The organism is Streptomyces sp. NBC_00212, assembly GCF_045206365.1.
Taxonomy (GTDB): Bacteria; Actinomycetota; Actinomycetes; order Streptomycetales; family Streptomycetaceae; genus Streptomyces.
Map to the genome: position 1 here is coordinate 1,175,339 of NZ_CP108115.1, position 18,683 is coordinate 1,194,021.

Sequence of the window (18,683 nt, forward strand, 5' to 3'; positions counted from 1 at the left end):
CGGGGCCGCCTCGGCGGCACCTCCCCCGCATCCCCACGGGCCCCATTCCAGCCACCTCGCGCCCCACTATACACTCGATGTATACACCTCGCGTATAGTCCGGCGGAGATCCTCCCCCGAGGGTCGCGAACGCGAAATCTCACCACCGGGGAGAGCACCGCCATGCTCAGAAACAGCTCACGTTCCCTACGGTCCCGGGCCGCCGCGTGCCTGCTCACGACCGCCGCGCTGACCTTGACCCTGGCCGGCTGCGGCCAGGACTCCACCTCTCCCAGGGAGGCGCGCGGGCAGGCCGGCGTCAAGGCGTCCGACGCCAAGGCCCACCTCAACGCGGCCGAGGCCCCGGGTTCCGTGGACTGCGCCAAGGCCAAGTGCATCGCCCTGACCTTCGACGCCGGGCCGGGGCCGCACACGCCCCGGCTCCTCGACATCCTCAGAGAGAAGAAGGTGCCCGCCACCTTCTTCCTGCTCGGCAAGAACCACGTGGACACCTACCCGGACACCGTCCGCAGGGCCGCCGCCGAGGGCCACGAGATCGCCAACCACACCTGGACGCACCGCCGCCTCGATCAGCTGAAGCCGGCCGAGATCCGCTCCGAACTCGGTCGCACCCAACAGGCGATCAAGGCCCTGACCGGCCGCGAGCCAACACTGATGCGTCCGCCGCAGGGCCGCACCGACGGCGAGGTCACGGACGTCAGCAAAGAGCTCGGGCTCTCCCAGGTGCTGTGGAGCGCCACCGCCAAGGACTACGCGACCACCGACAGCGCCCTGATCCAGAAGCGGATACCCGACCAGGCCGGGCGCGACGGGATCATCCTGCTGCACGACATCTACGACGGCACGGTGCCCGCCGTCCCGGGCATCATCGACGAGCTCAAGAGGCGCGGATACACCTTCGTGACCGTCCCGCGGCTGCTCGCGCCCGGCACCGCACAGCCGGGCACCGTCTACCGGCCGTAACCCTCGACCCCTCAGGCCCGTGTGTAGGGTCGGCCCATGGCCAGAGTGCGGTTGGGCGTGGCGGAACGGCGCGAGGAACTGCTGCGGGCCGCAGTCGAGCAGATCGAGTCGCGCGGCGTCGCCGCCGTACGGATCGCCGATGTCGCCGCTTCGCTCGGCGTGAGCAACGCCCTGGTGCTGTACCACTTCTCGACGAAGGAGAAGCTCGTCGCGGCGGCCTTCGCCCATGCCGCCGAGGACGATCTGGCCCAGCTGCACAAGATCCTCGGGCGCCGCACCAGCGCGCTGCGCAGGCTGCGGGCGGCCGTGCGCTGGTACGCGCCGACCGGGCCGGCCAAGGGCTGGCGGCTGTGGATCGAGGGCTGGGCGGCCGCGCTCCGCGACCCCGCGCTGCGCGAGGTGGCGCACGGCCTCGATCAGCGGTGGAAGGCCGCGCTGACCGAGGTGATGGCGGAGGGCGCGGCGGCCGGAGAATTCGGCTGCGCGGACCCGGCGGGCGCGGCCTGGCGGCTGACCGCCCTCCTCGACGGACTGGCCGTGCAGATGATCTCGTACCCGGGCTCGCTGGGACGGACGGCCATGCTGGAGTGGGCGGACGAGGCACTGGCCCGCGAACTCGGCGTGGCCCGCGCTGCGTTGACCACTACCCGCTGAACGCGGTCACCCGGCGCCGGGCATCCGCCGCGGATCTCTCCTCGCCGTCACACGGTGGCGCCGTGCCCTGCGTCGACACGGCACGGGATCGCCCGGCCACCGCGCCGTGCAGGACTGGCGAAATCCACCCACACCCTCGTAAAAACCACTCGCGCCACTCCGATAACATGATCCGACTCAGATGATCGCCCATAGCGTCCACCCTTCACGGAAACCATGCAATCGACCACGAAGAGTGACTCGCTTAGTCAACGTCTCACAAATCGGCGTCTAACAAATCGGCCAGACAATTGATATCGCGAATAAATAGCAGAATTACAGTTGCATGGCGTCAACCACGGGTGATGCTGTGGGCCGCGGCAGGTGTGGTGGCCCTCGGATTCCTCATCGCGTTGGAGATTGCCGCCCACCACTACGGCCTGCCCGGGCCGATGACCAATCAGGCGAAAGAGGTGATATTCGCGCCCAAGTCGGGGCCGCTGTTGTACGCCAGTATGGCGTTGATGATGGTGGTGCTCACCTGGCGGGAACGCTTTATCGCGATCGGTGCCGCGATCGGTATCGACGTCATCTTCTTTCTGGTGCGGTGGGCAGTCGACGCCAAGATGATGTTCGGCAACGGCGCATTGTGGGTGATGCTGGGCTGCACGGTCATCGCCATCACGCGCCGCACCGGGCAGGAACGCATGCTGCTCCTGAAGGGCGTCGGGCTGGGCCTCCTGCTGGTGGCCGGCCGCAAGACCGGCGACACCTGGCTGCTCATCACCTCGAAGACCCGCCCGACGGTGCTCGACCAGTACGTGGCGACCGCCGATCACGCGCTGGGCGACCCGTCCTGGGTGGCGGGCCGGATCGTCAACGCCACCGGCTCGATCGGCGCGCACGTCCTCGACTACGTATACATCCAGCTCGCCGTGGCCGCGGTCATCGTCGCGCTGTACCAGCTGCGCAACGTGGCGGCCGAGCGCCGCTTCCCGGCCCACCACCTGGTGCGCACCTTCCTGGTGATCGGCCTGCTCGGGCCGGCCATCTACATGATCTTCCCGGTGGTCGGACCGATCTTCGCCTACGGCGCCGACGGCGGACACTTCGCGGTGGCCAACCTGTGGCCGAACACCCCGCCGGGCGGTGCCCCGCACCACATGGGATTCAACGAATTCACCCCGCGCAACTGCATGCCCAGCCTGCACACCGCGTGGGCCACCACCATCTTCATCCATTCCCGCAAGGGCCCGCTGATCCTGCGTATAGCGGGCGCTTTCTGGCTGATCGCCACGCTGGGCGCGACGCTGGGATTCGGTTATCACTACGGCACCGACATCATCGCGGGCGTGGTCTTCGCGCTCACGATCGAGGCGGCTCTGCGCTCGCTCGCGCGTGGCTGGGACCGGGCCGGAATCCAGCTGGTCGCCTACGGCACGGTCGTCTTCACCGCGCTCTTGGTGTCCTATCGCTATCTGCCGGTGCAGATGGCCGATCATCCGTGGGTGTTCGGCCCCCTTCTCGTCCTTGCGATGGTCTCGGTGATCTACGGCTTCGTACGGACGACCAAGCTGTGGGAGCCGCAGGTCGCACCGGCGCGGCAGCCGGAGCTGCAGCCCGAACTCGTCTGAGTCATCCTGCTGCGGGTGGTGGGCCGAGCGCCGACCGCCAGGGGACGGGAAGCTGAACGTGTGCGGGCGAAGACCTTCACTGTGCCGGGGGGCACGGTGAAGGTTCCCGGTTCACGGGATTACGCCGAGAGCAAGCAGCCTTTCCCGGCCTCTCCCCCAGCGGGCAGAGTGGCGATCATGAGACTGCTGATGCTGGGCGGAACGGAATTCGTCGGCCGGGCCGTCACCGAGGCGGCGCTGGCACGCGGGCACGAGGTGACGGTCTTCCACCGCGGGCGGCACGAACCATCTGCGGGGGTGGCCTCGCTGCACGGCGACCGCACCTCCCCCGAAGGCCTCGCGGCGCTCGCGGACGGCGAGTGGGACGTGGTCGTCGACACGTGGTCGCACGCCCCGGCCGCCGTCTGCGACGCGGCCCGGCTGCTCGCCGGGCGAGCCGGGCGGTACATCTACGTGTCGAGCCGCTCGGTGTATCCCGAGACGGCGCCGGCCGGCGCGGGCGAGGACGCGCCGCTGGTGGACGGCTGTGCCGACGAGGCGGGCGAGGTGGCCTATCCGCAGGCCAAGCGCGGCGGAGAACTGGCCGCGATCCGCGAATTCGGCGCGGACCGGGCCCTGTTGGTGCGCGCCGGGCTGATCCTCGGCCCGTGGGAGAACATCGGCCGACTGCCCTGGTGGCTGGACCGCGCCGCACGCGGCGGCGACATGCTCGCGCCGGGCCCGCGCGATCTGGGCATCCAGTACATCGACTGCCGCGACCTCGCGGAGTGGACCCTGGACGCGGCCGAGGCCGGCCTCAGCGGCCCGTACAACGTCGTCAGCCCGCCGGGGCACGCCACGATGGGCACGCTCCTCGAAGCCTGCGTGCGGGTCACCGGCGACCGGGCCGTGCTGCGCTGGACCGACCCCGAGCCGATCCTCGCGGCCGGCATCCAGCCGTGGCAGCAGCTGCCGGTGTGGCTTCCGCCCGGCGAGCTGCACGACAAGATCCACGGCACAGCGGTGGCGAAGGCGGTCGGGGCCGGGCTGCGGTGCCGCCCCGTCGAGGAGACGGTCGCCGACACCTGGGCCTGGCTCCGCTCGATCGGCGGGACCGCGCCCCAGCGCCCGGACCGCCCCCTGGTCGGCCTCGACCCGGATACCGAGGCGAAGGTGCTGGCCGGCCGACCGTCCGCGTAGCGCCACAGACCGTGCGACCCAACAGGCCTGACCGCGCCACCCGATGACGCTCCGTCAGGCCTGATGGTTCGTCAGAGGGGCAGCAGGTCGGGGCGCTTGGCCGAGACCTCGTCGCCCGAGGACTCGCCGCGCAGCCGCCGCCCGATCCACGGCACGAGGTACTCGCGCGCCCAGTGGATGTCGTCGCGCCGCACCTCAAGGGTGCCCCGCGGCGGGAGCGGGGGCCACGGCTGGTCCGGGTCGGCCGGGACGTCGAGCCCGAGCACCTGGGCGGCGCGCAGTGCGACCCGGGTGTGCCCCTCGGCGGAGAGGTGCAGCCGGTCGCCGTCCCAGGCCCGCCGGTCCTGGACGGACTTGAGCGACCAGAGGTCGAGCACCGGGCAGTCGTAGCGGTCCGCGATGGCCCGCACGTGCCCGTTGTACGTCGCGATCTTGCCCCGCAGGTGGCGGAGCAGCGTGACGCCCCGGGTGTCGAAGCCCGTGGTCACCATGACGGTGCCGACGGCCGGCTTCAGGTCGGCAAGGGCCCGCTCGAAGCGTTCGGCCACCTCGTCGGGGTCCGTGCCGGGCCGGATGATGTCGTTGCCGCCCGCGCAGAAGCTCACCAGGTCGGGAGCGAGCTCCTTGGCCCTGGGCACCTGGTCCTCGACGATCTGGTCGAGGAGCTTGCCCCGGACCGCGAGGTTGGCGTAGCGGAAGGACCCCTCCGGCCGCTGGTCTGCGAGCAGCACTGCGAACCGGTCCGCCCAGCCGACGAACGTCCCGTCCGGGCCGGGGTCACCGACGCCCTCCGTGAAGCTGTCGCCGATCGCCGTGTACGACCCGAACGTGCCGCTGCTGAATGATCTCGAATCGTCTGCCACGAGTGCTTATCCTTCACCCACGCAAGTGACCTACGCCACCGTAGGGAGGGGTTGACGGGGGGTGATATAGACCACCCGGTCAGTTTCCCAGGTACGGGAATAGGCCGGAGTCGCACCCACAACTGTCCGGCGGGGCGCGGGTGTTCACTCCGTACGGACACTCCAGCAGGCCGGCCCTTGACCTCAATCGGACTTCAGGTTGGAGGCTGAGCGGCATGACGAACACCGCGGTTTCCCAGGCTTCGATCCCTTCCCTCCCCCTCTCCGACGCCTCGCTCGACGAGCTGGCCGAGCGACTTGCCGGTGATGCGGCGGCGGTCGTCGGCATCGGGGAGTCCACGCGCTTCTCCCGGGAGACCTTCGGCATACGGGACCAGCTCTTCCGCCGGCTGGTCCGGCACCACGGGTTCCGGGCGCTCGCCGTACAGGACAGTGCCGGTGTCGGCGCCGAGCTCGACCGTTACGTGCGGGGCGGCGAAGGCTCGGCCGCGGCCGCGCTCGACCACGCCTGGCGCCCCCAGCGCACCGTCGAGCTGGCCGCGTCGCTGGAGTGGATACGGGAGTTCAACCGGGACCACCCGCACGACCCCGCACGGATCTTCGGTGTGCAGCCCGTGCAGGCGGGGCCGGAGGATTACGACGCCGTCCTGGACCACGTCCGGGAGTCGGCCCCCGAGCGGCTTGCGGAGCTGGCGGACCACTTGGACCCGATCCGGACCGCGCACCGGACCGATGAGCACGTCCAGCGCGCCCGGGGAATCCACCCGGGACGTCCCTTCGCCGAGCATGCCCGCGACGCGCTCGCGCTGATCCGGCCACTGCCCGGCGCCGGAACGCACGACGACATCCTGGCGCGGATGCGGCTGATCGTGGACTTCCACGAACACAGCGTCGCCGGGCGGGGCAACTACGCAGGCGAGGCCAGGGATTGGGGCGAAGTCATCAGCGAGTTCCAGCGGCGGACCGGTCTGCGCACCGTCTACTGGGACGGCATCGCGCACACGTCGGCGGCCGAGACGGTCCTGGGCATGGCGCCCGAGCGCGGCCCACAGCCCACCGTCGGCAGCCTGCTCCGGGGGCAGTACGGCTCCCGGTACGTGTCCGTGGCGATCGGCTTCCACCACGGGGACCTCGGTTTGGTCACCGTGGTGGAACCGGCCGACGACCTGATCGACGCGCGGCTCGGCGAGGTGGATCTGCCCGCGCACTGGCTGGACCTGCGCCTCGACGACGTCCGCAGTCAGTGGGACGGTCCCGCGAAGGCCCGTGTCATCAGTGGCGTCTACGACCCGTCCCGCGACGCCACCGGGTACCTCGCGGTCGACTCGCTCGCCGACGCCTTCGACGTACTCGTTCACATCCGCCAGGTGTCGCCGCTCCGCTGGCTGCCGTGACCCCGGGACGGCCGAAGGGGCCGCCGCGATGCGACGGCCCCCTCTCACTGGATCGGTCAGCCGGTGAAGGCCGCCGTGCCGTTCGGAGTGCCGAGGCCGGTCGGGCCGTCGTAGCCCGTACCCGCCTTGCACAGGTAGTTGCTGCAGCTGCCGTTGGCGCCGGAGGTGACGTCGTTCAGCGAGCCGGTGTGGGCGTAGGGGAAGGACGAGGGAGTGGAGCTCGCGCCGGGTGCGCCGGCCAGGGCGTACACGCTCGCGATGATCGGCGACGAGGCGCTGGTGCCGCCGTACACGTTCCAGCCGCTCGCCTGGTAACTGTCGTACACCGCGAGGCCGGTGGCCGGGTCGGCGACCGCGGAGACGTCGGCGACGGCTCGCTTGGCGCAGGCGGTGTCCTTCTGCCAGGACGGCTTCGGGTCGTAGGCCGAGCAGCCGGAACCGGCGCCGTCGCCACCGGAGCTGGAGCCCCAGACCGACTCGGACCAGCCGCGCGTGCTGCTGTCCTTCTTCAGCGAGGTGCCGCCGACGGCGGTGACGTACTGGGAGGCCGCCGGGTACTCGACGCCGTAGCCGCTGTCGCCGGAGGAGACGGTGATGGCGACGCCCGGGTGGTTGAAGTACTTGCTGTCGGCGGTGGTGTCGGAGGCGTCCTCGCTGCCGCCGTAGCTGTTGGAGACGAACTTCGCGCCCATGGTCACCGCGCGGTTCACCGCGGCGCCCAGGTCGTCCATGTTCGCGGAGTTGGCCTCGACGAGCAGGATGTGGCACTGCGGGCAGGCGGCGCTGACCATGTCGACGTCGAGCGAGATCTCACCGGCCCAACCGGCGTCCGCCGTCGGGTAGTTGGACCCGCCGTTCTGGTCGACCTTCTTGAAGCAGCCGTTGGCGGTGGTGCAGGCGGGCAGTCCGTACTGCGAGCGGTAGGTGGCCAGGTCCGACTCGGCGTTCGGGTCGTCCTGCGCGTCGACGATCGCCACCGTCGCGCCGGAACCACCGCTCGCCGGGAGGTTGTAGGCCTTCTGGAGGTCGGCGGGGCCGAGGCCGGAGGGTGCGGCGTCGGCGGTGATGCCTCTGTGCTGCTTGATGTCCGTACGTTCGAGGGCGAGGCAGTGCATCTGGCCCGGCTTGGCCGTCGCACACAGCTGCTTGACGTTGGAGGCTGGGTCGTTGGCCTGCTGGGCGGCGGCTGTGGGGGCCGCGGCGAGCAGACCGCCGGTGACGAGCGCGAGCAGGGAAAGGAGCGCCGAGGCGCCGCCGGTTCGCTGTCCGAACCTGGAGGTTCGTATGTGTTGCACGGTTCTTCCTCCATGGGGGGATCGTCCTGCCCTGGGACGGACGGGACGCGAAGAAACGTCGAGTGCATGACAAGCTGACGTTTGGAGACTGCCACCACGAAGAGTGGGGGCACTCATGAACGTACCTACGGACAACACCAGTTGACAGGCACCCCAAGGCAAAGGCTGTCTATTGCCTATGTGCGCAAGTGTGCCCCGCGTGAGGGAGGGGTGAAGAGATCAGGTCCGGCGGTCACACCATGTCCCGCTCATGGACGAACCCCCCATCTCTTTACGGGAGATGAGGGGTCGCTTCCCACTATGGCACGCAATTCGGGCTTGCGTCAGCCTTTCCAGCGTCCCAGGAATTCCCCGGCCGCCTTACGGCCCTGTTCGACGACGGCGTCCCGGGCCTCCGCGTCGATGCGGAAGTCGGTGATGCCGACGCCGGCGCAGTCGACCGCCATGGTGCGGTCGCGTACCCCGGGCCGGTCGAGGGATGTCTGGTCGCGGCCGACCAGGGCCGTCGTGACGACCTGTTCGAGCAGCGTCAGCGGCGGCCACATGACGCGCGCGGCGATCGGCGCGAGGTTGGCGATCCCGGCCGGCAGGTCGGGGATGATCCGCACGCCGAAGGTCGGCCAGCGCGACTTCTTGCCGTCCGTGCGGTCGAAGATGTCGACCGCGAAGTTGGACAGGATGCCGCCGTCCACGATCACCGAGGACTCCTGCGTGACCGGATTGGTCAGGGCGCACGGCCGGAAGTAGAACGGGATCGACAGCGAGCAGCGGACGGCGTCCGCCACCTTCTGCTCCTCCGCCTTCAGCCCGAACAGGTGGTAGTCCCACGGCAGTCGGAGCAGCCGTCCGCGTGTGACGTCGGTGGCCATCACGACCAGCTTGTACTTCTGGTCGTCGGCCAGGTCGGCGTCGGCGCCCGGATCGTCGGCGCGCAGATCGGCGAAGGTGGAGACGCCGAGCTCGGCGAGCTCCTCCTCGATCCACTCCCTGATCCAGTCCCCGCGGTAGGCGCCGCGCGTGCCGAGCAGGGCCACGGCCTCGCTCACCAACGGCACCCCGGGCAGGGCGCGGTCCGGGATACGGCTCAGGTCGAGCCGGTCCATGATGCCGCGCAGCTCCTTGGCGCCCACCCCGGCGGCGACCAGCGCCGCAGCGATGGCGCCGACCGAGGTGCCGGCCGCGCGCGGGAAGGTGTAGCCGTCCTCCAGGAGGCGGATGACGGCGCCCGCCGCTCCCAGGCCCCGCACGCCGCCGCCTTCGAGGACGACGTCGGCCTTGCGTCCACCGTTGGTCATCGCGACGCCCCCTTCACTCCCGACCGGCGACGTTCCACGGCGCGAACGCGTTCTTGAGACCGCTGAGCGCGGTGCGCAGTTCGGGATGGTGGCGCAGCAGCACGGTCATCATGCTGTTGTCGTCGATCCACTTCAGGCCCGCCTTCGAGTACACCTCGGGGGTGTAGTACTCGGTGAAGAAGCGGTCGCTGTTGAGGCGCCGGGACGCCATCAGGATGAAGATGCGGAAGGCCGTGTCGCTGAACGCGAATCCCTTGGGGAGCTTCTCGGCGAACATGCCGACCGACAGGTCGACCTTCTCGATGTCGCCCTCGTACACCTTCGCGATCTGCTTCGCCCACTGCGGGTTGTCCGTCAGGTCGTCGAAGCGCTCGGCGGGCTTCAGGCGCAGCAGCCGGCGGAATTCGTTGTAGCGGGGGACGCCGAGTTCGCGGGAGCGCAGGATATCGGTGGCGGCGAGGTCTTGGAAGTGGCCGTCGGGGCGCTCGTATTCCTGGAGGAACTTCGGGAAGTTGTGCAGGGTGACGAGCCCCGGGTGGAGCGTGCCGAAGCTGTAGAGGAGGTCGGTGGTGGAGATCGAGCCGAGGACCTTGAGGGCTTCGGGGCCCGCGATGTCGCGGAACGAGGCGTTGCGCAGGGTGGTGTTGTCGTTGGCGGCGCGCAGCTCCCAGTCGTCACGGATCAGCGGGTGCATCCGGTAGACGGCGACGAACTCCTCGGTGAGCGCGTACGGCACGCCGTAGTGGTCGGTCTCGCCGCCGGGAATGCCGCTGACGACCTCGGACTTGCTGATCCGGCCGAACAGGTCGTGGACCCGTTCCCCGGCCAGGCCCCACCAGTTGGTGTGCAGCGCGGTGACCGTGGTCGGGTGGCTGATGACGGCCGGGGTCCACTCCACGGTGTGGATCTTCGCGAGGAGGGCGGCGTTGATCAGCCGGCCCCGCTCGAAGAGTTCCTCGTCGTCCCACTCGGGGTACGCGGCGTGCAGGTGGTCGCAGATCGCGTTGTGCTCGCGGGTGAACAGGCCCTGCATCAGGGCGAGTCCGAGCCAGAAGCCGGGCACGCGCGAGGGGTCCTTGGCGGGGTCGGAGGGGAAGGGCATCCGCTCGTCGTCCCACAGGTGGAGCTTGCCGAGCTCGCCGGTGCGCATGGCGCGCTGCTCGTCCTCGGTGCTGCCGTAGATCTGGGAGGCGTCCCACCAGTGCGAGAAGACGTTGACGCGCGTGTCGGGGGTGCCGGCCGGGGCGTGCGGGTCGCGGGTGGGGTCGTCCGGGGTGCGCATGATCTGCATGGGCTGCTCGGGCCACGGGTCGTCGTCCATGAGCGGCACGGTCCAGGGACGGTCGGTGGGGCTGGGGCCGTGGCTGAACCAGTCGCGGACCATGAACTGGAGCCAGGCGGCCACCAGGGAGTTGACCGAGTCGGCCGGGATGAAGGTGTCGCGGGTGAGCAGTTCGCGGCTGACCTTGCGCGGGTTGGGCTCGGAGAGGACCTCGGCGGGGGTCGCCGAGGCGATCTTGTCGAGCGGGATGTTGCGGCCGAAGCGGGTGCCCGCCATGCCCATGCGGGGCTGACCGAGGTCGTTGTAGCTGCCGTCGGCGGTGCGGTTGACCTTGAACGAGTCCTTGGGCGGCACCGGTTCGGGCACGTTCACCGCGGGGATCTTGTTGGTGTCGTGCAGGTTCTCCTGGCGGTAGCGGACGCGCAGCCCGAGGAGGGTGCCGAGGCCGAGTGGGAGCGGCAGCTTGTCCCAGCCGATCCTGGCGTCCAGGTAGTCCGCGATGCCTACGACGATTCGCCACGGCAACGAGGTGCGGTACGAGCTCATCGGATCCCCCCTTGGGGCTGTCCTTGGGGCAGAGGTGGTGGCGCGTCGGCGAGGATCACGTCGCTCGCCTTCTCGCTGATCATGTAGATCGGGGTGGCGATGAAGAAGCCGGGGATGCGCGGGAAGACGGAGGCGTCCACGATGCGCAGCCGGTCGACGCCGCGCACCCGGAACCGGCTGTCGACGACGGCCGCGGGGTCCCCGTCGGCGCCCATCGGGCAGCTGCACGAGGCGTGGTGCCCCCAGGCCTCGTCCTGCACCCAACTCCGCACCTGGTCACGGGAGTTGATGCCCTTTCCGGGCCAGAGTTCCTCGCTGACGCACTCGCCGGCGCGGCGGTTCATGCCGCGGACGAACTCGACGGCGTCCGTCATCGCCTCCAGGTCGACGCCGTCCTTGTCGGTGCCTTCGGCGAAGTAGTGGAAGTTCACCACGGGGGTGTCGCGCGGGTCGGCCGAGCGAAGGCGCACCGCTCCCCCGCTGTTGTGGGTGTGCGCCTTGAGGATCGCCCAGGTGAACCGGTCCTTATGGCGCAGGTTCTCCTGGGAGTAACCCGGGTAGTAGCCGCGGAAGTCGGCGGGGAACCCGAACAGGAACAGGTCGGGCGCGTCGAGGCCGGGCCGGGACTTGCGGGTGATCCCGATGACCGAGCCGTTGGTGGTGTAGAGCCCTTCGCCGCGCTGCCAGGCCCGGTAGCAGCGGTCGGGGGTGGCACCGGGCTCGGGCGCGTGGAAGGTGCAGTCCTCGACGATCGGGAAGTCCTTCGCCATGCGGCTGACGACGCCCACCTCGTAGCGGTCCTGGAGGTTGCCGCCGACGCCCTGGAGGTCGAGGCGTACGGGGATGCCGTGCCGCTCCAGCTCCTGGCGCGGCCCGATGCCGGAGAGCATGAGCAGCTGCGGGGTGTTGAAGGCGCCCGCGCACAGGATCACCTCGCGGCGGGCTGCCATCCGTACCAGGGGCGGGAGTTGGGGCTCGTACGAGGCCGAAGGGTCCGCGCGGTAGGCCCGGGCGGTGTCGATGAACTCCACTCCGGCGGCCGCCCCCGCGTCGTCGAGGAGCACGCGGGTGACGAGGACGTCGGTGCGGACGGTCAGGTTGTCGGGGTGGGTGGTGCGGGCCGCCCGGATGCGGTCGCGGGCCGCGCTGCGCCGGCCTCCTTCGGTCGACAGCGGGATCTGCCACAGTCCTTCGAGTCCGAGGGTCTGCACCCGCCAGTCGTTGGGGTCGACGACCGCGCCCAGGCCTTCGAGGGGCGAGAGCGGGCGGCCCAGGAAGTCGGCGAGCTCGCCCTCGGCGGCGGTGAGGATGACCTTGAGGAGCTGCTGGTCCTGAATGATCAGGGCGGGGTCGGCGAGATGGGTCGGCAGCCAGCCGTCGAAGCCGTGCCGCGAACGGTTCAGATAGCGGTCGGAGACGAACGGGAGCGCCTTGAGGACGGCGGCCAGGAGCGGGTTGGCGGGCAGGCGCTTGGGCCGGGGGCGGTAGCCGCAGCGCTCGATGCGCTCGAAGTAGCCGCGCATCGCCTCGGCCCGCCAGGACTGGTCGCCGGTCGCCTCCGCGATGGCGTCCCAGTCCCGGTTGTAGGGATAGACCGTGATCATCGCGTGGTGCGCGGTGCAGCCGCCGACGGCTCCCGCCCGCGGATAGAGGACGCCCTTTCCTGCGACGACCTTGGTGTCGCGCTGCTGCTGCTCCTCGTTCGCGTAGTGGCGCACGAAGTAGTTCCAGCACTGGACCGGGTCCTCGGAGGCGTCCCCGTGGAAGGCGGGCACCAGGTAGTTGTCGTTCTCGTGCTCGCCGCCCGCGTCGATGAGGAGCACCTTCATGCCGGCCTCGGCCAGGTTCGCGGCGAGCGGGCCGCCGCCGGCTCCCGCGCCGACCACGATGTAGTCGTAGTCCGCGCCCGTCACTTCTTCTCCTTGGCCCCATTGCCGAGCGCGCTCACCGCGAGCGCCGTGTTGGTCGCGGAGATCAGTGTGGTCATCGCCGCGGTGCGGGGCGGGAGCAGGCCCTTGATGCCGAGCATGGCGGCGGTCAGGGTGTCGGAGGCGTGGATGAGGACACCCTCGCGGAGGTCCTGTTCCAGGCGTTCGCCGCGGTTGGTGAGCAGGTCGAGGCCCAGCAGGATGGTGCGGATCCCGAAGAGCCGGAAGGCGTACACGGCCGCGGGGTTGGGTTCGGACGCGCGGTCGAGCCGGTGGATGAGCAGGGCGGGTGCGATGAGCCCGGCCGCCCCGTTCAGGAGCCGGATCCCGGCGAGGCCGTACAGGGCCGCGGGCCGGGCGGTGCTGGTCGCTGCGGCCGATGCGCGTTTCTTCGGCATGGTCCACTCCCATCGAGGCGGTTCGGGTCGTTGGCGGGGCGGCCGGGTGCGGGCCGCGGCTCCTACTCCTGGCCGAGCCTGCGGGCGCTGCTCGCCCCGTAGGCGGCGTCGCGCGAGCGGTTGAGGTTGCCGAGCGGCCGGAAGGCGTCCGTGGTGCGCCATGGCGTGAAGACGAGCTGCTCTATGCGGCGCGTGACGGCCGCCGCCTCGTTGGAGTCGAGGTCCTGGCGCGGGAGGGTGAGCGTGGCGACGGGCACGGGCGGCGCCACTCCCTCCGACCACTCCACGGAGGCGTTCTCCACCGGGGTGGTGGCCTCGTCCGCGAAGCGCTGCAGGCACAGCTCGTAGACGACGTCCCGCTCGCGCAGCCGGGCCGCGAGTTCGGTGCGCAGCCGGTCCCGGTCGGCGCGGTCCGGCTTGGGCGCCGGGGGGCCGCCGGGGCTGGGCCGCAGCTGGTACTGGACGGGTCCGGCGTCGCCCCACAGGATCGAGGCCTGGCTCCAGTACCGCTCCTGGGAGAGGCTGCCGATCTTGCGCGCGACGGCCTTCTGGAGGGTCTTGCGCATCCGCGTCGCGGCCGGCCTGCCGACCGCGCGCGGCAGTTTCACCAGGAAGCGGTAGGCGACCTGCGCGGTGCCGCTCGCGCCCGCCATGACCTCGGCGAACTCGACGAACTCGCGGGCGTTGGCGGCGTGCGACGCGGGCGTGTTGAGCATCAGGAGGTCGTGCCGTTCGTCGTCGCCGACGACGATGCGCAGGGCGATGCCCCGCAGGTCCTGCGCGGCGTCGGCGGCCGGGACTCCGGCCGCGTTCGAGTACCGCACGATCGCCGGGTACTCGGCGCCGGGCTGCACGAAGCCCTCGCGCAGGCTCAGCGGCAGATCGGTGTGGAAGCGCACCCGGGCGTTGTCGAGGGCGAGGGTCGTCTTGGCGTGGAACGCCCGGTCGGGGCCGGGCAGTTGACCGGTGTCCTGGTTGATGCGCTGGATCCGTACGATGCGCTGGGCGAGCTCCTCGAAGACCTTGCGCTCGGCCTCCGGGCTCCCTCCCTCATATTGTTCGTACTTCTCGTACTGCCGGGGATCGGACATGGTCCGGCTCCTCCCAACCGTGGGCGGGGAGCAGCGACGCTACTCGGCACCAGGTGGGCGGGATATGCCAGTTTCGGGCCTGTTGTTCGATCTCGGGCCGCTATTTGCATCGGCGTACAACAACCGGGACCGGCGCTGGCGGCCGGGGCGCGCCGGGCACCGGCCGCGCCGCCGGGCCGGCGAACGCCACGCCTCCAAGCCCCAACTGCCTCACGCGCCAAGGCTGTTCATGGCCGAGTCACGTCACACAGGGCGCGCGAGAGCGCTCTCACGTCCTGCGCAGCCGGAACACGGCGGCATCCAGGTCCCCGCGAAGGCCGGTGACGAGCCCCCGGTGGAGCAGCACGGCCCCGCTGTATACGGTCCCGGTCTCCGGGCACGCGTAGGAGGCGGCCGGATCGAGCCCGCGCAGCCGGACGGCGGGCGGCGGCTCCCCGTAGTGCTGGGCCTGGAGCCAGGCCAGTACGACGGTGTCGTCGCCCCGGGTGTACTGGACGGCGCCGAGCCCGCCTTCGGGTGCCCGCAGCCGGTACTGGGCGCCCAGCTGCACGACCGGCCTGATCTCCTTGTACAGCGCCACCCAGTCGCGCGCCTCGGCGAGTTCGGCCGGGCTCCAGCGGGTCAGGTCGCCGCCCACGCCGAGCACCCCGGCCATCGCGCTGACGAAGCGGAAGCGCAGGCTGCTGACCCGGCCGTTGAGCTGGGTGTTGGGGCTGTCGGTCACCCAGGCGGCCATGACCCGGGCGGGGTGCAGCTGGCTGAAGCCGTGCTGGATGGCGAGCCGGTCGAGGGGGTCGGTGTTGTCGGAGGTCCACACCTGGTCGGTGCGGGAGAGCACCCCGAGATCGATGCGTCCGCCGCCGCCCGAGCAGGACTCGAAGGCGACGTGGGGGTGGGCGGCGCGCAGCCGGTCCACCAGCGCGTAGAACGCGTGCACATGCTCGACCCACAGCTTCTGCGGATACGGCTCGCCCGGCCAGCCGGCATCGGTGAAGCAGCGGTTGAAGTCCCACTTGACGTAGTCGACGGGCGCGCTGGAGAGCAGGCCGTCCAGCTGCTCCCACAGATGGTCCTGCACGTCCTTGCGGGCGAGGTTCAGGACGAGCTGGTTGCGGAACTCGGTTCGGGCGCGGCCGGGCTGGAACTGCACCCAGTCGGGGTGGGCACGGTAGAGATCGCTGTCGGGGTTCACCATCTCGGGCTCGACCCAGATACCGAACTGCATGCCCAGGCCGTGCACTTCGTCGGCGAGCGGCTTCAACCCGCCGGGAAAGCGGCTCGGGTTGGGGGTCCAGTCGCCGAGCCCGGCGGCGTCGTGGGTGCGGGCGCCGAACCAGCCGTCGTCGACCACGAACAGTTCGACGCCCAGGTCGGCCGCCCGCTGGGCGAGGGCGCGCTGCTGGTCCTCGGAGATGTCGAAGAGGGTGGCTTCCCAGGAGTTGTAGAGCACCGGCCGTGGCTGTCCGGCGCGCGGGATCACATGGGCGAGCTGCCAGGCGTGCCACTGCCGGCTCGCACCACCGAACCCGGCGCCGCTCCACAGCCCGGCGAACACGGGCGAGGTGTACGACTCGCCGGGCGCGAGCCGCATCAGGCCGGAATCGTCGTACCCCGCACCGCCGTTGATCTGCACCCGTCCGTCGGGCAGGTGCTGGACGGCGATGCGCCAGGACCCCGACCAGCCGAGCGCGCACCCGTACACCTCTCCGCTCTCCTCCGTCGCGGCGCCGTCGGCATCGAGGGCGACCCAGGGCAGGTGCTGGTGCCCGGTGTGCCCGCGCCGGCTGCCGAGCAGCTTCTCGCCGGGGGTGAGTCCGGAGCGTACGAGACGGGACTCGGCGGCCCAGCGGCCGTGCAGTTGGGAGAGGCGCCAGCCGTCGCGCTCGGGGAGCGTCCAGGTGGCGGCGTCGGCGCGCAGCAACTCCAACTCCCCTGCCCCATCGGCCAGTTGATTGGTCCCGGTCACCCAGCGTTCGACCACGTCGAAGTCGTCGCGCATCCGGTAGTGCAGGGTGAGAGCGAGCCCGTTCACGGGGTCGGTGAAGTACAGCTTCAGTTCGTCGCCGTCGATGTCCGAGCCCGTGAAGTCCCACCCGGTGCCCCGCGCCTCTCCCGCACGTACGGACAGCGCGGGGCGCACGAAGCGGGGGCCGCTCTCCACCGGGTACTCCTCCAGTCCGTCCGTGCGGGACTCGAAGGGCCAGTGGGGTGCCAGCGGCTCGTGGGCCAGTGCTGCCGCGGCTTCCAGCGAGATGCGGGGGCCCCAGTGGAGGTGCAGAAGCTCGTCCTGGTCCGTGAGGTGCAGCGCATAACTGCTGGTCCGCCCGGAGAGCACCCAAAGGCGTCCGTTGTCACCGATCTCCATCATCTCGACCCCCAGATCCGCACACGTACGCACAGCATCGGGGTGGCAGGGTCCCCAGGGCAACGCCTGTGCGGAATGCAGGGAGATGGTTGCCCCAGGAACGCATGTCGTATCGTCGACAGACGCGCAGGCCGCGCCACCCAGGATCGACGTCAGGAGTCCCCGTGACCCAGCAGATTCCGCAGGTCCCCGCGACAGAGCCAGAGCTTTCGGGGGTGCGCAACTTCCGTGACGTGGGCGGGTTGCCGACCGTGGACGGGCTGCGGGTGCGCGGCGGGCGGCTCTTCCGCAGCGGGCACCTGGCGCACGCCACCGAGGCGGACGCGGCCTTCCTCGCCACCCTCGGCCTGCACACCGTCTTCGACTTCCGCAACGCCGGGGACCAGAAGCTGGAGGGGCCCGACGTCGCGCTGCCGGGCGTGCGCAACGTCAACATTCCGATGACGGATCCGGCCGACGGGGCCGAGTTCTGGAAGATGGTCCGCGACGGCGACCTCGACGAGCTGCGCTCCGCGCTCTCGGGGACCCAGGGCGCCGACCGGATGATCTCCGTGTACCGCGAGGTCATCACCGAGCGCACCGCCGAGCACAGCCGGGTGCTGCACGCGCTCGCCGAGGACAGCGTGCCCGCGTTGATGCACTGCGCCGCGGGCAAGGACCGGGCGGGTCTGGCCATCGCCGTCGCGCTGCTCGCGGTCGGCGTGGAGCGGGACGCCATCGAGGCGGACTACCTCAAGTCCAACGACCCGCACCGCCGCTACAAGGTGCGCCGCACCAGCACGTCGGCGGACGCGATGTCCCCCGAGGTGATGGAGCTCCTGAGCCCCCTCTTCGACGCCCGCGCGAGCTATCTGCACGCGGCCTTCGACACCATCGAGGAGACCTGGGGCACCACCGACCGCTACTTCTCCGAGGGCCTGAAGCTGGCCTCCGAGACCCGCGAGCGGCTGCGCGAGAGGCTCCTGGACGGCGCGGTCTGAGGCACCGGCGAGGCCCTTACTTCCCACCCACCTCGAAGAGCAGGTAGAGGAAGCCCGCGAAGAGGTGGCCCGCGACGAGGTAGGCGAAGAGCCGCACGACCAGGCCCCTGGGGAACTTGGTCTGGGCGGTCTCCTCGATGTTCTTGCGGGGTGCCGGCGCGGGCGCGCTCTCGTGCTCGGACATGTCGGGTCCGTCCTCTCAGCTGTGCGGGTGGTGCGGATGCGGATCGGGGCTCTGCAGCAGGGTGTGCACGAAGAGGAACTCGGCTCCGCCGTGCGAGGCGGCGGAGATCCGGTGCGGGGTGAGCGAGTCGAAGTGCGCGCTGTCACCCGGGTCGAGTTCATGGGTGGCGTCCCCGAGGCTGAGCCTGAGCCGTCCGGTCAGGACGTAGAGCCACTCCTCGCCGGGGTGGACCCGCACGAGTTCGCGCTGGGTGCCGTACGGGACCTCGACGCGCAGCGCCTGCATGGCGCGGCCCGGGCCGCCGGTCTCGTGGTAGGTCCAGCCGTCGGCCTCGCGGGGTGCGGCCCGTCCGGCCCGGATGACGGGCTCTCGCTCCGGCGGCATCTCGCCGAGCAGCTCGGAGACCGTCGTACCGTAGATGCGGGCGAGCCCGAGCAGCATCGGCAGCGAGGGCTGGCGGGCGCCCGTCTCCAGCCGGGAGAGGTGCGCGGGCGAGAGGCCGGCCCGCTGGGCGGCGGCCTCCAGGGTGAGACCGCGGCGGCGGCGCAGTTCGCGCAGCCGGGTGGCGACGCCCGGGAGCGGGAGCGCCGCGACATCGTCGGCAGGAGTGCTCATGCACTCCATTCAGGCAGGCCATTGCCTCAGAGGCAAAC

The 18,683-nt window shown here is 70.7% G+C and carries 16 protein-coding genes; 6 read left to right on the top strand and 10 right to left on the bottom strand.

The genetic code is table 11. The features are described from left to right. The first annotated feature begins 162 nt into the window (after positions 1-162). The 4 genes from OHA17_RS05465 (at position 163) to OHA17_RS05480 (ending at position 4,409) form a co-directional block, all read left to right on the top strand. The gene (locus tag OHA17_RS05465) at positions 163-963 is read left to right on the top strand and encodes a polysaccharide deacetylase family protein (protein ID WP_406504532.1); all 801 of its coding nucleotides are present in this window, start codon (positions 163-165) and stop codon (positions 961-963) included. A 36-nt stretch (positions 964-999) separates the two neighbouring features. Then, positions 1,000-1,617, top strand: a complete 618-nt coding sequence (locus tag OHA17_RS05470; RefSeq protein ID WP_406504534.1) for a TetR/AcrR family transcriptional regulator — start codon at positions 1,000-1,002, stop codon at positions 1,615-1,617. A gap of 344 nt (positions 1,618-1,961) precedes the next feature. Next, a complete protein-coding gene (locus OHA17_RS05475) occupies positions 1,962-3,230 on the top strand; it encodes a phosphatase PAP2 family protein (RefSeq protein WP_406504536.1) in 1,269 nt (422 codons plus the stop codon). 177 nt (positions 3,231-3,407) lie between these two features. Next, positions 3,408-4,409 (top strand): NAD-dependent epimerase/dehydratase family protein, encoded by a 1,002-nt coding sequence (locus OHA17_RS05480; protein ID WP_406504538.1) that lies wholly within the window; start codon positions 3,408-3,410, stop codon positions 4,407-4,409. 71 nt (positions 4,410-4,480) lie between these two features. Here the strand turns inward: OHA17_RS05480 and OHA17_RS05485 are convergent, their stop codons facing one another. Then, positions 4,481-5,272, bottom strand: a complete 792-nt coding sequence (locus OHA17_RS05485; RefSeq protein WP_053724115.1) for an SGNH/GDSL hydrolase family protein — start codon at positions 5,270-5,272, stop codon at positions 4,481-4,483. 215 nt (positions 5,273-5,487) lie between these two features. Between OHA17_RS05485 and OHA17_RS05490 the strand changes: the two genes are divergently transcribed. Further along, entirely contained in the window at positions 5,488-6,666 is a 1,179-nt protein-coding gene (locus OHA17_RS05490; RefSeq protein ID WP_406504540.1) for an erythromycin esterase family protein, read from the top strand. 56 nt (positions 6,667-6,722) lie between these two features. Here the strand turns inward: OHA17_RS05490 and OHA17_RS05495 are convergent, their stop codons facing one another. From OHA17_RS05495 to OHA17_RS05525, 7 genes are all read right to left on the bottom strand, one after another. After that, positions 6,723-7,961 (bottom strand): peptidase S8, encoded by a 1,239-nt coding sequence (locus tag OHA17_RS05495; RefSeq protein WP_406504542.1) that lies wholly within the window; start codon positions 7,959-7,961, stop codon positions 6,723-6,725. Between the two features lie 323 nt (positions 7,962-8,284). Continuing rightward, positions 8,285-9,256, bottom strand: coding sequence for a patatin-like phospholipase family protein (locus OHA17_RS05500; RefSeq protein WP_406504544.1), 972 nt, complete (start codon positions 9,254-9,256; stop codon positions 8,285-8,287). Between the two features lie 13 nt (positions 9,257-9,269). Further along, positions 9,270-11,084 (bottom strand): peroxidase family protein, encoded by a 1,815-nt coding sequence (locus tag OHA17_RS05505; RefSeq protein WP_406504546.1) that lies wholly within the window; start codon positions 11,082-11,084, stop codon positions 9,270-9,272. Further along, a complete protein-coding gene (locus tag OHA17_RS05510; protein ID WP_406504548.1) occupies positions 11,081-12,997 on the bottom strand; it encodes a GMC family oxidoreductase in 1,917 nt (638 codons plus the stop codon). Before OHA17_RS05510 ends, OHA17_RS05505 begins: the two co-directional genes overlap by 4 nt. Then, complete coding sequence (locus OHA17_RS05515) at positions 12,994-13,410, bottom strand: hypothetical protein (protein WP_053724386.1); 417 nt, start codon at positions 13,408-13,410, stop codon at positions 12,994-12,996. Before OHA17_RS05515 ends, OHA17_RS05510 begins: the two co-directional genes overlap by 4 nt. Positions 13,411-13,472: 62 nt before the next feature. Beyond that, positions 13,473-14,501 carry a hypothetical protein gene (locus OHA17_RS05520; protein ID WP_406504550.1) on the bottom strand — a complete coding sequence of 343 codons (1,029 nt, stop codon included), beginning with the start codon at positions 14,499-14,501 and terminating at the stop codon, positions 13,473-13,475. 268 nt (positions 14,502-14,769) lie between these two features. Then, complete coding sequence (locus OHA17_RS05525; RefSeq protein WP_406504552.1) at positions 14,770-16,869, bottom strand: alpha-galactosidase; 2,100 nt, start codon at positions 16,867-16,869, stop codon at positions 14,770-14,772. A gap of 161 nt (positions 16,870-17,030) precedes the next feature. Here OHA17_RS05525 and OHA17_RS05530 point away from each other — a divergent pair, with 161 nt between their 5' ends. Then, the gene (locus tag OHA17_RS05530) at positions 17,031-17,846 is read left to right on the top strand and encodes a tyrosine-protein phosphatase (protein ID WP_406504554.1); all 816 of its coding nucleotides are present in this window, start codon (positions 17,031-17,033) and stop codon (positions 17,844-17,846) included. Positions 17,847-17,862: 16 nt separating this feature from the next. Here OHA17_RS05530 and OHA17_RS05535 read toward each other — a convergent pair whose 3' ends face one another. Beyond that, the gene (locus OHA17_RS05535; RefSeq protein ID WP_398872635.1) at positions 17,863-18,030 is read right to left on the bottom strand and encodes a DUF6126 family protein; all 168 of its coding nucleotides are present in this window, start codon (positions 18,028-18,030) and stop codon (positions 17,863-17,865) included. Positions 18,031-18,045: 15 nt separating this feature from the next. Continuing rightward, positions 18,046-18,645 carry a helix-turn-helix domain-containing protein gene (locus OHA17_RS05540; protein WP_053724390.1) on the bottom strand — a complete coding sequence of 200 codons (600 nt, stop codon included), beginning with the start codon at positions 18,643-18,645 and terminating at the stop codon, positions 18,046-18,048. Between the last annotated feature and the right edge of the window lie 38 nt (positions 18,646-18,683).

Coding starts and splice junctions, on each gene's coding strand:
- OHA17_RS05465 (WP_406504532.1), top strand. CDS start 163: ATGCTCAGAAACAGCTCACGTTCCCTACGGTCCCGGGCCGCCGCGTGC.
- OHA17_RS05470 (WP_406504534.1), top strand. CDS start 1,000: ATGGCCAGAGTGCGGTTGGGCGTGGCGGAACGGCGCGAGGAACTGCTG.
- OHA17_RS05475 (WP_406504536.1), top strand. CDS start 1,962: ATGCTGTGGGCCGCGGCAGGTGTGGTGGCCCTCGGATTCCTCATCGCG.
- OHA17_RS05480 (WP_406504538.1), top strand. CDS start 3,408: ATGAGACTGCTGATGCTGGGCGGAACGGAATTCGTCGGCCGGGCCGTC.
- OHA17_RS05490 (WP_406504540.1), top strand. CDS start 5,488: ATGACGAACACCGCGGTTTCCCAGGCTTCGATCCCTTCCCTCCCCCTC.
- OHA17_RS05500 (WP_406504544.1), bottom strand. CDS start 9,256: ATGACCAACGGTGGACGCAAGGCCGACGTCGTCCTCGAAGGCGGCGGC.
- OHA17_RS05505 (WP_406504546.1), bottom strand. CDS start 11,084: ATGAGCTCGTACCGCACCTCGTTGCCGTGGCGAATCGTCGTAGGCATC.
- OHA17_RS05515 (WP_053724386.1), bottom strand. CDS start 13,410: ATGCCGAAGAAACGCGCATCGGCCGCAGCGACCAGCACCGCCCGGCCC.
- OHA17_RS05520 (WP_406504550.1), bottom strand. CDS start 14,501: ATGTCCGATCCCCGGCAGTACGAGAAGTACGAACAATATGAGGGAGGG.
- OHA17_RS05525 (WP_406504552.1), bottom strand. CDS start 16,869: ATGATGGAGATCGGTGACAACGGACGCCTTTGGGTGCTCTCCGGGCGG.
- OHA17_RS05535 (WP_398872635.1), bottom strand. CDS start 18,030: ATGTCCGAGCACGAGAGCGCGCCCGCGCCGGCACCCCGCAAGAACATC.
- OHA17_RS05540 (WP_053724390.1), bottom strand. CDS start 18,645: ATGAGCACTCCTGCCGACGATGTCGCGGCGCTCCCGCTCCCGGGCGTC.